The sequence below is a fragment of the Streptomyces sp. NPDC090499 genome (genome assembly GCF_044769305.1).
Classification (GTDB): Bacteria; Actinomycetota; Actinomycetes; order Streptomycetales; family Streptomycetaceae; genus Streptomyces.
In genome coordinates this window covers 1,352,056-1,364,600 of record NZ_JBIVXP010000001.1, presented here as the reverse complement: position 1 = coordinate 1,364,600, position 12,545 = coordinate 1,352,056, and the positions used below count along the sequence as shown (strand labels likewise).

Sequence of the window (12,545 nt, the reverse complement as noted above, 5' to 3'; positions counted from 1 at the left end):
AGTCTGCATAACAGGAGCCTGGGACTCATCTGTGTCCCAGGCTGCTCTCAGGTGAACCTAAGGTAAACGTCTTACCTTCCGTTAACCATGGAGACGGACTGTACGAGAGGCGAAGCCCCGGTGAACGACGCCACCACAGGCCCCACGGGCCCCACCGGTTCCCTTGCCGCCCTGCCCGCCGGCACTCGCCTGCTGCACATCGGCCCGCACAAGACGGGCACCACGGCCATCCAGGGCGCCCTGTTCGCCGCGAAGGACAAGCTGCCCGAACACGGTGCGGAGTTCCCGGCGGCCACCCGGCACCCGATGGAGGCCGCCCTGGCCGCCTGCGCCCGGCCCGCGATGATGGGCGACACCGTGCCCACCGAGAAGCACTGGACGAGACTGCTCAAGCAGGTCGAGGACACCGGCGGCCGCACCTCGGTGATCAGCAGCGAGTTCTTCGCCGACGCCCCCGACGACGAGACCGCCGCCCGCATCGTCGAACAGCTCGGCGGCGAACGCGTCCACGTCCTCGTCACCCTCCGCCCGCTCGCCAGGATCATGCCCTCCCAGTGGCAGCAGTACGTGCAGAACGGACTGCGCATGGGCTACGAGGACTGGCTGCACCACATGCTCCGCAAGGCCCCCTACGAGAAGCCCAACCCCAGCTTCTGGCACCGGCACCGGCACGACCGCCTCGTCGAACGCTGGAGCCGAGCGGCCGGCGCCGACCGCGTCACCGTCGTCGTGGTCGACGACCGGGACCGCGACGGCCTGATGCGCACCTTCGAAGCCCTCCTCGGACTTCCCGCACATCTCCTCCGGCCCGTCCCGGACACGGCGAACCGCTCCCTCACCCTCGCCGAGACCGAAATGCTGCGAAAGCTCAACATGGAATTCCGCGGCAATGGACTCCCCGACGAGCTCTATTCCAAGCTGGTCCGCAACGGCGCCGTCATGCATATGAAGAACTCGTGCAGCCCCACCGCCGCGGACGTGAAGATCTCCACCCCCGCCTGGGCCGTCGAGGCCGCCGGCCGCATCGGCTCCGAGATGGTCGAACGCATCGGCGCCATGGGCGTCCGTGTCGTCGGCGACCCGGCCCTGCTCTCCGCCCTGCCCGCCATCCCCGCACAGCCGGGACCGCCCGCCGCCGAGGCCCGCATCGCCCCCGAGGTCGCCGCCCAGGCCCTCTACGGCGCGCTCGCCGCGGCAGCCGCGGCCCCCGTGCGCCACACCGCCGAGGCGAAGTCCCGCACCGTGCACCAGACGTCGTCGAAGGAGCTGATGCGGGTGCTGGGGCACCGATGTCTGAAGAAACTCCGACGACGGTGAGGTGCCGCGCCGGGAGGCCGCGCCACAGGGACGGCTTAGCCCCGCTAAGCCGTCCCCGCGGCACGGCTTAGCACCGCTGAGACGTGCATCGCGTCACGCACCGCAATCGAAATGCCCTGTGTAGTTACTCACAGCAAATTCACGGAACTCTTCCGGCGGCCCGGCGGGCGGCGCCCATCACCAGCGACGCAAGGTGAATGAAAGGTTGCGGGCACATATGCAGTGGACGGCGCTCACCTTGCACAGTGGTTACCGGAAGTGGGACCATTTCGTGGTTCCCTGATGCCCCAAGGTAGGTCACCTGTGTCCCAGCACATAGCCAAGCCCCGAACCACCGCAGTGATCCTGGCCGGTGGCACCGGTCAGCGGGTGGGTCTGTCGATCCCCAAGCAGCTGCTGAAGATCGCCGGCAAGGCCGTCATCGAGCACACCCTGGCCACGTTCGAGAAGGCCGACTCGATCGACGACATCATCGTGCTGATGGCACCGGGCTACGTCGCGGACGTCGAGAAGATCGTCGCCAAGGCCGGGTTCGCGAAGGTCAAGAAGATCATCGAGGGCGGCAACACGCGGAACGAGACCACCGAGCGTGCCATCGAGGCCCTCGGCGAGGGCCTGACCGAGGGCGAGGACCTCAACGTCCTCTTCCACGACGCCGTACGCCCCCTGCTGTCACGGCGCGTCATCGACGACTGCGTGACCGCGCTGGAGCGCTACCAGGCCGTCGACGTCGCCATCCCGTCCGCCGACACCATCATCGTCACGAGGACCCACGGCGGGGACGGCGAATTCATCACCGAGATCCCGGACCGCTCCCGGCTGCGCCGCGGCCAGACCCCGCAGGCGTTCAAGCTGTCCACGATCAAGCGGGCCTACGAGGTCGCCGACGGAGACCCCAACTTCCAGGCCACCGACGACTGCTCCGTCGTCCTCAAGTACCTGCCGGACGTGCCGATCCACGTCGTCGCGGGCGACGAGTACAACATGAAGGTCACCCAGCCCGTCGACGTCTTCATCGCCGACAAGCTCTTCCAGCTCGCCTCCACCGCCGCCCCCGAGCAGAACGGCGAGGACGCCTACCGCGAACTCCTCACCGGCAAGACCGCGGTGATCTTCGGCGGCTCGTACGGCATCGGCAAGGACATCGCCGAACTCGCCGAGTCCTACGGCGCCAACGTCTACGCGCTCGGCCGCTCCACCACCGGCACCCACGTGGAGAACCCCGAAGAGGTCGACGACGCGCTCTCCAGGGCGTACGCCGAGACCGGCCGGATCGACTACGTCGTCAACACCGCGGGCGTGCTGCGCATCGGCAAGCTCGCCGAGACCGACAACGCCACCATCGAGGAGGCGCTGAAGGTCAACTACCTGGCCCCGGTGCAGATCGCCCGCTCCAGCTACAAGTACCTCGCCGAGACCCAGGGCCAGCTGCTGCTCTACACCTCCAGCAGCTACACCCGCGGCCGCGCCGAGTACAGCCTCTACTCCTCCACCAAGGCCGCCATGGTGAACCTCACCCAGGCCCTGTCCGACGAGTGGGCCGGCGACGCCGTCCGCGTCAACTGCATCAACCCCGAGCGCACCGCCACCCCGATGCGCACCAAGGCGTTCGGCCAGGAGCCGACGGGCTCGCTGCTCTCCTCCGAGGCCGTCGCCCGCACCTCCCTCGACGTGCTGCTCTCCGAACTCACCGGCCATGTCATCGACGTCCGCCAGCAGGACCCGACGGCGGCCGCCGGCCAGGCCTCCGGCTTCGACCAGGCCCTCGCCAGTGTCCTGGACCGACAGGACGGCGTGGCATAATCGACAGCCATTAGTCATCTTTAATTCAGGCCTCTGTGGTTGCGCGTTCGCGGAGCAATCGCAGGGGCCTGAACCCTTAGAACCCGGATCGACCACCTCCCAGACTGTCCGCAAGGTCAAATTCAGGCCTTTTTGTCAGCAAAAGGTTCTCCGTGATATCCACCGCTATTCGCGTCGCCCGAGTGGGCAGCGCGGCCGAGCTGGCCGCGGCGGCACTCATGATGCTGGGCTTCCCGGTCCTCATGGCCGCCGCGCTCGTCCCGAGCGTCTACACCTTCGCGGCCGCGGCCGCCGTCACGTACCTGGCGGACCACTACCTGCACCGCAAGGGCAGCTACCTCGTCAACCGCCTCAGCAAGGTCCGGGCCGGCCTGTCGATCCGCTTCCTGATCCGGCAGCTGCTGCTGATCCTGCTGCTGGCCAGGATGGACCTCTCCAACGGCCTGGTCTTCTACGGCGCGATCGCCTGCTTCATCGCCTTCTACGGCCTGCAGGCCCCGCACGGCGCCGTGGTCACCCTGATCCGCAACCGCCGCCGGATGCCGGTCGCCACCCGCAACGTCGACCTGAAGTCCCGCATCCGCATCCCCGACGCCCCGCCGCGCGGCCTGCTCGACCGCTCCGCCGAGAAGATGCTCCACCTCGACCTCGCGGCCGTCGTCGGCCTGCTGATCTCGGCGGCGACGGACAACGTGGTCGCCGGATTCGTCGGCGTCGGCATCACCCTCGCCCTGGGCTGCCTGTACGTACTGGTCCTGATCCCGTACGTGCGCGGCCGCAAGACCCCGCCGGACGCCGACACCGTGCTGGCCGCCGTCGACGACTGGCTGGCCGAGTACCGGCCCGGGACCGTGCTGTACTTCTCCGGCTCCAAGGACTCCGCCTACCAGGTCAACATGTGGCTGGAGACCATGGAACAGCTGGAGTCCCGCCCGCTGATCCTGCTGCGCGAACGCGTCATCCTGCAGAGCCTCGCGCCGACCACCGTCCCCGTCATCTGCGTGCCCGGCGGCGTGCACCTGATGAACATGGACCTCTCCACCGTCCGCGTCGCCCTCTACGCGGCCAACGTCGGCAAGAACATCCACCTGCTGCGCGTCCCCACCATGAAGCACGTCTTCATCGGCCACGGCGACAGCGACAAGCTGGCCAGCGTCAACCCGTTCAGCAAGGCGTACGACGAGGTGTGGACCGCGGGCCGCGCGGGCCGCGACCGCTACGCCATCGCCGACGTCGGCGTCCGCGACGACGACATCGTCGAAGTCGGCCGCCCCCAGCTGGCCCCCATCCAGAGCGGGCAGGGCGTCCCCGACGGCCGTATCCCCACCGTGCTCTACGCACCCACCTGGGAAGGCTGGGACGGCAACCCCGGCAACACCTCCCTCGTGCTCGCCGGCGAGAACATCGTGAAGAAGCTGGTCAAGGCCGACCCGCCGGTCCGCGTCCTCTACAAGCCGCACCCCTTCACCGGTACCGTCAGTGCCGAGGCCGGCGCCGCCCACCGGCGCGTCACCGCCCTCGTCCAGAAGGCCGCCACCGCCCGCGCGGCCGACGCCCGCTTCACCGCCGACCCCGCCGCCCAGGCGGCCGCACAGGCCGAACTGACCCGCATCGAGACCCGCCTGACCGAACTGGCCGGCACCGGCGACGACAAGCGCGACGAGGCCGAGGCCAGCCGGGACGACGTCGTCGACCTGAAGAAGCACGAGGAGATCGCCCGGCTGCGCACCGCCTGGAACGACTCCTACTGGCAGGCCCTGCCGTCGTACCAGCACGCCGTCATCGCGGGCAGCGAACCCCGCCTGTACGACTGCTTCAACGTCTCCGACGCGATGGTCTCCGACATCTCCAGCGTGGTCTCCGACTTCATCGCGAGCGGCAAGCCGTACGCCGTCACCGACTCGGCAGGCGTCGGCATCGAGGAGTTCAAGCGGGCCAACACCGCAGTGCGCGCCGCCGTGATCCTCTCCAACAGCGCCAAGGAACTCGGCGGCCTGCTGGACGCCGTACGCGACCCGTCGGCCGATCCGCTGGCCGTGGACCGGGACGAACTCAAGCACTACCTGCTCGGGCCGGACGAGCCGACCTCCATCGAGCAGTTCAACGGCGCGGTGGCCGCGCTCGCCCGCAAGGCCGAGACCCGCAATCTGGGCCAGGAGGCCCGGATCGCGGCCGGCGACCCCGAGGCGGCCGAACTCGCCGAAGCGCTGCCCGGCGGGAAGCCGCGGACGGCCTCCGGCGAGACGGAGGGCGCGACCGCCGGCTGACCACCGCCAGGACACCGAACGGGTTCGGCCCCGCGGACTTCGTCCCGGGGCCGAACCCGTTCGGTGTCGGCTGCGTGCCGTTCTCGTTCTCGCACCGCGTTCTCCTACCTCTGCTCAAGAATGCGCGACTTTCTTCTTACCCATGCTTCGCCGTTCCCGTTGAGCAGCTCTTACCGCGCGCCCGTACTGTCCGATGTAACCCGCTGTACACCACCAAGTTGTCCGTTCGCCATGTGAGCTGGGCCACTGAGCGCGTCCTCCTGGGCAACCTGTCGCACCGCTCGGCCGTCTAAGGCGTTGCGACCAGGGTGACGCAGGGGGAACGCACCATTGACTAGGGGGAAACGTGACCGTCGTTGCGCAGCCTGATGTGACCGTGATCATCGGGGCGTACGAAGCGATGCCGTACCTGGTCGAGTGCCTGGCCTCCGTCGAGCGCCAGACCCTCGACCCGGCCCGCATGGAGGTCATCGCCGTCGACGACGGATCGACCGACGGCACGGGGGAGTACCTGGAGGAGTTCGCGGCCCGCGCCGCCATGGCGGTGACCGTGATCCGCCAGGAGAACTCCGGCGGCCCCAGCGGCCCGCGCAACGTCGGCCTCGCCAAGGCCGCCGGCCGCTACGTGTTCTTCCTGGACGCCGACGACCGGCTCGGTGACGAGGCCCTGGAGCGCATGGTCGCCATGGCCGACAGGAACGGCACCGACGTCGTCGTCGGCAAGGTCGAGGGAATCAACCGCAAACCCCCGCAGTCGATGTGGGGAAAGACCCTCGACCGTACCGACGTCTTCTCCTCCAACATCAAGTTCACGCTCAGCGCCCAGAAACTCTTCCGCCGGACCCTGCTGGAACGCCACAGCATGCGGTTCGACGAGTCCCTGTGGACCGGCGAGGACGCACTGTTCACCATGGAGGCCTATCTCCGCGCCGACGGCGTCTCCGTCGTCGCCGACTACCCCTGCTACTACCTCGTCGGCCGCGAGGACGGCAAACACGTCACCAAGAGCGGCGGCTACACCCTCCGCTTCGACTCCGCGCGCGCCCTGATGAACCTGATCGCCGAGATGGTCCCGGCGGGGCCGCGGCGCGACAGCCTCATGGTCCGGCCGTTCAAGGTCACACTGCTTCCGCAGTTCGGCCCCAGGTTCCTCAAGGACAGCGACGAGACACGGCAGCACAAACGGGAACTCGCCGAGCCGCTGCTGGACGCCCACTGGAACCCCGAGGTGGCCCGCCGCCTCAAGGTCCACGAGCGGCTCCAGCTGCACCTGGTCGCCGTCCGCCGCACCGAACTCCTCCCGGACGTCCTCGAGTTCGTGCAGGCGAAGAAGCAACCCGCCGCGGTCCTCGAGGGGCGCGGCACCCGCGTCTACCTCAGCTACCCGCACTTCCGTTCCGTGACGGCCGGCCTCCCCGACTGGATCTACCTCGCCGAACCCCGCGAGGCCCGCGCCGTCGAGGGCTACCGCGAGGAGGCCGCCAACACCCTCCTGCGGCGCGCGCTGCGCAAGCTGCGGCGGTCCCTGCCCGCCCGGGACGTGAAGCCGGCGGCCGCCTGACGCAGCCTCTCGGCGCGGCCTATCCGCCCGACCCCAGCGCCCGCCGGATCGGCCTGCCGACCGCCCGCCGGGCCCGCCGGTAGACCGAGCCCGACAGCTGCGCTGCGGTCACCTTCGCGCTGCAGGCCCCGGTGCGCGCCAGCTCCCTCTCCAGCCGGGCGTTGTCCAGCGACAGTTCGTCGATACGGCTGTGCAGCCAGCCGAACCGCGAGGTGAGCGAGGTGACGTCCACGTCGTTCCAGGGGCGGATCCCCACCGGGAACGCCAGCGTCCGCATCCGCTCCTCGAAGGCCGCTCCGCCGTCGCCGTGCGTGAAGGTGTTCTCCAGCCCGTTCCTGTCGAGGAACCCGGTGAACCGCTCGAAACGCTCCCGGTGACCGCCGACCAGCGCGCCGAAGTCGGCCTCCGCGTACAGCTTCGCCGGATCCGCCGACTCGGGATCCTTCACCGCCCGGTCCAGCCGCCGGTGCGGAATCCCGAAGTAACGGCAGAGCTCCAGCGTCCGCGAGTCACCGCACAGCACGGTGGCCGGCGTACCGGCCAGCAGCGCCGCGATGTTGCCGTGGATGCGTGATCCGAAGGAGAAGTCGAACGCGCGCAGATCGTCGATCCACGTGACCGGGTCGACGTAGACCCGCACCTTGTCCTCGCGGAACATCGGATGGTCCGGGTGGGTCGGCATCCCGGTCACCGCGGCGTTGGGATCCGACAGGTCGCGCCAGTGCAACTGCCGTGCGTCGCTGATGTTCTGGCCGACGAAACGCACGTTCGGATAGCGCTCGTGGGTGCGCGTGATGATCCGGTCCAGGCCCTGCGCGCGTACGGCACTGTGCGAGCCGTTGATCGCGATCCGCGACTGGGGCGTCAACTCCAGTGCCTTCTTGTGCACCGGGAGCTGCTCGCCGTGCATGAACAGGGAAGGGCAGCCGATGACCTCGACGTCCTTGAAGCCCATGTCCTTCAGGTACTGCTCGGTGAACTCGCCCCGCACGCCGATCGACGCACTGCGCTCCAGCACCGCCGCGCAGAACTCCCGTACGGTCGGCTCGATCCGCTTCAGCCGGTCCGGGTTGTAGCTCACCCCGGTCTGCGCACCGACGCCGAGCACGACCACCGGGATGTCCAGTTTCGAGATCAGCCTGGTCATCCGTTTCAACGCGCTCTCGAAGGACGGCCGGAAGGCGTTGGCGAGCGGGACGACGAAGGCGTCGTACTCCTCGTTGATACGGGCGGCAGCGGCGACGTCGGAGGGCATGCCGTTCGAGACGACCTCGGTTTCCGGCGTCTCAAGGATCTTGTGAGCGGCATCGCTGAAGATCAGGTTGCCCGAGTTGGTGGCGATGACGTCCCGGTGCAGGGCCTCCTCGACGCCGACGACGTCGTAGGGACTCTTTCCCGACCTGAGGAGGATCCGCTTCACGCGGCGATCTTTGGATGGCACAGACTTCAAGTTAACTTTGAGTTCGTTTCGATTTCTATAGAAAGTCAACACAACCTTTTTGCCGTGCGCGCCACGTGAACCCAGCGTCACGCACCGCTGCATCCGGCACCGGTCGATCCCCGGCCCATCACCGGGTCGCCGCCTGTCCGGAGGCTGGACGGTCGGGCCTGGCGCCGGTCCCCTTCGCGTAGATTGCTGCCACGCGCAACGAAGTGGGGACAGGACGTGGCAAGGGCTAGGCAGGCCGTCGGCGAGGCCCGCAGGATCGTCGTCAAGGTGGGCTCCTCCTCGCTGACCACCGCTTCCGGCGGCCTGGACGCCGACCGCGTCGACGCGCTCGTCGACGTTCTCGCCAAGAGCCGCAGCGGGGGAGAGCGGGAGATCGTCCTCGTCTCCTCCGGCGCCATCGCCGCCGGGCTCGCCCCGCTCGGCCTGCGCCGCCGCCCCCGGGACCTGGCCCGCCAGCAGGCCGCCGCCAGTGTCGGCCAGGGCCTGCTCGTCGCCCGCTACACCGCCTCCTTCGCCCGCTACGCCGTCCGCGTCGGACAGGTCCTGCTCACCTCCGACGACATGAGCCGCCGCGCCCACCACCGCAACGCCTCCCGCACCCTCGACAAGCTGCTCGCGATGGGTGCGCTGCCGGTCGTCAACGAGAACGACACCGTCGCCACCGACGAGATCCGCTTCGGCGACAACGACCGCCTCGCCGCCCTCGTCGCCCACCTCGTCCACGCCGACCTGCTCGTCCTCCTCTCCGACGTCGACGGCGTCTACGACGGCGACCCCGGCAGGCCCGGCACCTCGCGGATAGCGGAGGTGAAGGGGCCGAAGGACCTCGCGGGCGTCGACATCGGCAGCACCGGCAAGGCGGGCGTCGGCACCGGCGGCATGGTCACCAAGGTGGAGGCCGCCCGGATCGCCGCCGCCGCGGGCATCCCGGTGGTCCTCACGAGCGCCGTGCACGCCGCCGACGCGCTCCTGGGCGGCGACACCGGCACCTACTTCCACCCCACTGGCAAACGGTCCGCAGACCGCCTCCTGTGGCTTCAGCACGCCTCCACCCCGCAGGGCTCGATCACCCTCGACGACGGTGCCGTGCGCGCGGTCGTCGAGGGCCGCAAGTCGCTGCTGCCGGCCGGGATCGCCGCGGTCGAGGGCGAGTTCAGCGCCGGTGACCCGGTCGAGCTGCGCGACACCGCAGGCCGCGCGGTGGCCCGCGGACTGGTCAGCTTCGACGCCAAGGAGATTCCGCAGCTGATCGGGCGTTCGACCAGGGAGCTGGCACGCGAGCTGGGACGGGCGTACGAACGCGAGGTCGTACACAGGGACGACCTGGTGATCCTGCACCCGTAAAACGGGCCGTGACGACGGACCCCGGTGGGGGACGTTCCGTAAAACCGCCACACGAACCCTTGCGGCCTGCTCAACTTTGTCTCAGGACCACGTTCCGCACGAGCACAGCTGAAGGAGGCCGTCGTGAGACGAGTGCGCCCTGGGGCTGCGGGCTCCCGCGGTGCTCTGACGAGCGTCGCGGCCGGGGACACCTACGAGGAGCCGAAGGACCTGCCGCGCCTGTGGCACGTCACCCTCAGCGTCTGCGGTGCCGAGGTCCCCCTGCCGGAACTGCGCCGCGGACTCGAACAGCTGGCCCACGACCACCCCTTCCTCCTCACCAGCCGCTACGCCTGCGACCACGCCGAGATCCGCTACTGGGAAGAGGCCCGCGACCTCCACGACGCCGCCGCCGTCGCCCTGCGCCTGTGGGGCGAGCACCGCCAGACCGCCGGGCTGCCCGCCTGGGAGATCGTCGGCCTGGAGGTCGTCGACCGTGCCACCTACCACCAGCGCGTCGCCGAGGGCTACGGCCCGCCGCCCGCGACACCGGTCGGCATCCACCCCTTCTGAACTCTCCAGCCCTCCCTGCCGACCCCTCCGGCGCTTCCCGCACGGCCTCCGCCGCCGTCCGGTAATCGCCTGTTTTGATCCATGTCTCGCGGTGTGGGATGACGCGTGGACGGCCTGCCGGGGCGCACTACCCTGCCCTCATGACCACGCTCTCGCCGTACGACGCCATGTCCCCGGTCACCCAGGCCGCCTACCGTGCCAAGGCTGCCGCGGCCGACCTCGCGCCGCTCCCGCGGGCCGTGAAGGACGACGCGCTGCTCGCCGTCGCGGACGCCCTGGAGGTCCGTACCAGCGAGATCGTCGAGGCCAACGCCAAGGACATCGCCAAGGCCCGCGAGAACGGCACCAGCGAGGCGATCGTCGACCGCCTGACCCTCACCCCGGAACGGGTCCGCGTCATCGCCTCCGACGTGCGCGACGTGGCGAAGCTGCCCGACCCGGTCGGCGAGGTCGTCCGCGGCTCCACCCTCCCCAACGGCATCGACCTGCGCCAGGTCCGCGTCCCGCTCGGCGTCGTCGGCATCATCTACGAGGCCCGCCCGAACGTCACCGTCGACGCGGCCGCGCTCTGCCTGAAGTCCGGCAACGCCGTCCTGCTGCGCGGTTCCGCCTCCGCCCACGCGTCCAACACCGCCCTGGTCCGCGTCCTGCGCGACGCCGTCGGCGGCGCCGGGCTGCCCGCCGACGCGATCCAGCTGGTGCCCGGCGAGGGCCGCGAGTCCGTCCACGAGCTGATGCGCGCCCGCGGCCTCGTCGACGTCCTCATCCCGCGCGGCGGCGCCTCCCTCATCCAGACCGTCGTCATGGAGTCCAAGGTCCCGGTCATCGAGACCGGCACCGGCAACTGCCACGTCTACGTCGACGCCCACGCCGACATCGACATGGCGATCGACATCCTGATCAACTCCAAGGCGCAGCGGGTCAGCGTCTGCAACGCCGCCGAGACCCTCCTCGTCCACCAGGACATCGCCGCCGAGTTCCTGCCGCGCGCCCTGGACGCCCTCGCCGAGGCCGGCGTCACCGTGCACGGCGACGAACGCGTCCTCGCCCACGCCAAGGACACCAAGGCGACCGTCGTCGAGGCGGTCCCGGAGGACTGGGAGACCGAGTACCTGTCGTACGACATCGCCGCCGCCGTCGTCGACTCCCTCGACCGGGCCGTCGAGCACATCCGGCTGTGGACCTCCGGGCACACCGAGGCCATCGTCACCACCTCGCAGCAGGCCGCCCGCCGCTTCACCCAGCTGGTCGACTCGACCACGGTCGCCGTGAACGCCTCCACCCGCTTCACCGACGGCGGCCAGTTCGGCTTCGGCGCCGAGATCGGCATCTCCACCCAGAAACTGCACGCCCGCGGCCCCATGGGCCTGCCGGAGCTGACCAGCACCAAGTACATCGTCACCGGCGACGGCCACATCCGCCGCTGACACCCGCACGGCCCAGCCGCGCACTCCGTACGGCGTGCGGGCGCGCGGCGGGGCGTACGGCGACCCTCGGCGAGCGTGAGAGGCGTCTCACCGGGCCTATGAATTTCCATACCGTCTGCCCAAATTGACCCCCCAGGTCTACTCTGGATCCGTGCCGGAGGACGTGGGGGGCACGCCGTTCCCTGACGGCTGGGAGCCCGACGACGACCATGACCACGGAATGTCGGACGAAGAGTTCGACTCCGTGGTCTTCGACGAGGCCTTCGTGAAGGCGGCCGTGGTCCACGAGCCGACCGCCGTCGAACGCCTCCTTGCCGCAGCCCAGGCCAGAGCCGAGGCCTCCGAGGCCGAGGCCCGCCGCGCCCACGCCAGAGGCGAGCGCTTCGACGAACGCTACAGCCCGGACGGCACCGACCTCGGCGGCGAGCTCGACGACCTGGACGACACCGACGTACTCGAGGACCGGTACGGCGCCGCCGGGACGTACGGCAAACACGTCCGCTGGCACCGTCCGGTCGCCTGGGTGCTCGCCCTCGTCATGGGCATCGGCATGGTCGCGCTCGCCTTCGCCGCGGTCTACCGCAGCGCCTCCTCGGGCGGCAGCCGCGACCAGGTGCCCAGGCCCCCCTCCACCGGCCAGGAACAGGGCACCGCGGCGGCACCCTCCGTGTCCGCCGACTACTCCCAGTCCGCCAAGCCGGCGGTCTCCGTGGTCCCGCGCACCCCCTGATCGGTTGCGGCCGCCCTGGTGGCAGTCCTGGTGAGAACCTGTCAGAAGTTGTCGTGTAGCAGGGCGTTTACCTGAGGCTCCCGAGACCTACTCT

The 12,545-nt window shown here is 69.7% G+C and carries 9 protein-coding genes; 8 read left to right on the top strand and 1 reads right to left on the bottom strand.

The features are described from left to right. The first annotated feature begins 87 nt into the window (after window positions 1-87). From ACIQVL_RS06320 to ACIQVL_RS06305, 4 genes are all read left to right on the top strand, one after another. On the top strand, window positions 88-1,317 hold the full coding sequence (locus tag ACIQVL_RS06320; RefSeq protein ID WP_403474578.1) for a hypothetical protein: 1,230 nt from the start codon (window positions 88-90) through the stop codon (window positions 1,315-1,317). Between the two features lie 303 nt (window positions 1,318-1,620). Then, window positions 1,621-3,120, top strand: a complete 1,500-nt coding sequence (locus ACIQVL_RS06315; protein ID WP_403474577.1) for a D-ribitol-5-phosphate cytidylyltransferase — start codon at window positions 1,621-1,623, stop codon at window positions 3,118-3,120. 152 nt (window positions 3,121-3,272) lie between these two features. After that, complete coding sequence (locus ACIQVL_RS06310; RefSeq protein ID WP_403474576.1) at window positions 3,273-5,387, top strand: hypothetical protein; 2,115 nt, start codon at window positions 3,273-3,275, stop codon at window positions 5,385-5,387. Window positions 5,388-5,787: 400 nt separating this feature from the next. Beyond that, window positions 5,788-6,948 (top strand): glycosyltransferase family 2 protein, encoded by a 1,161-nt coding sequence (locus tag ACIQVL_RS06305; RefSeq protein WP_403474798.1) that lies wholly within the window; start codon window positions 5,788-5,790, stop codon window positions 6,946-6,948. Between the two features lie 19 nt (window positions 6,949-6,967). On the opposite strand, the gene ACIQVL_RS06300 is transcribed toward ACIQVL_RS06305, so the two are convergent. Further along, a complete protein-coding gene (locus tag ACIQVL_RS06300; RefSeq protein WP_403474575.1) occupies window positions 6,968-8,368 on the bottom strand; it encodes a polysaccharide pyruvyl transferase family protein in 1,401 nt (466 codons plus the stop codon). 246 nt (window positions 8,369-8,614) lie between these two features. Between ACIQVL_RS06300 and proB the strand changes: the two genes are divergently transcribed. The 4 genes from proB to ACIQVL_RS06280 all read left to right on the top strand — a co-directional run bounded on the left by proB (window position 8,615) and on the right by ACIQVL_RS06280 (window position 12,451). Next, the gene (gene proB, locus ACIQVL_RS06295) at window positions 8,615-9,742 is read left to right on the top strand and encodes a glutamate 5-kinase (protein ID WP_403427684.1); all 1,128 of its coding nucleotides are present in this window, start codon (window positions 8,615-8,617) and stop codon (window positions 9,740-9,742) included. A gap of 123 nt (window positions 9,743-9,865) precedes the next feature. After that, window positions 9,866-10,294: a hypothetical protein gene (locus ACIQVL_RS06290; RefSeq protein ID WP_403427686.1), complete on the top strand. Its 429-nt coding sequence runs from the start codon at window positions 9,866-9,868 to the stop codon at window positions 10,292-10,294. Window positions 10,295-10,434: 140 nt separating this feature from the next. Further along, complete coding sequence (locus tag ACIQVL_RS06285; protein ID WP_403474574.1) at window positions 10,435-11,721, top strand: glutamate-5-semialdehyde dehydrogenase; 1,287 nt, start codon at window positions 10,435-10,437, stop codon at window positions 11,719-11,721. A 151-nt stretch (window positions 11,722-11,872) separates the two neighbouring features. After that, window positions 11,873-12,451 carry a hypothetical protein gene (locus ACIQVL_RS06280; RefSeq protein WP_403427690.1) on the top strand — a complete coding sequence of 193 codons (579 nt, stop codon included), beginning with the start codon at window positions 11,873-11,875 and terminating at the stop codon, window positions 12,449-12,451. Window positions 12,452-12,545 lie beyond the last annotated feature (94 nt).

Bases quoted from the DNA above. Each gene is read 5' to 3' on its own strand.
- ACIQVL_RS06320 (WP_403474578.1), top strand. From the start codon at position 88: ATGGAGACGGACTGTACGAGAGGCGAAGCCCCGGTGAACGACGCCACC.
- ACIQVL_RS06285 (WP_403474574.1), top strand. From the start codon at position 10,435: ATGACCACGCTCTCGCCGTACGACGCCATGTCCCCGGTCACCCAGGCC.
- ACIQVL_RS06305 (WP_403474798.1), top strand. From the start codon at position 5,788: ATGCCGTACCTGGTCGAGTGCCTGGCCTCCGTCGAGCGCCAGACCCTC.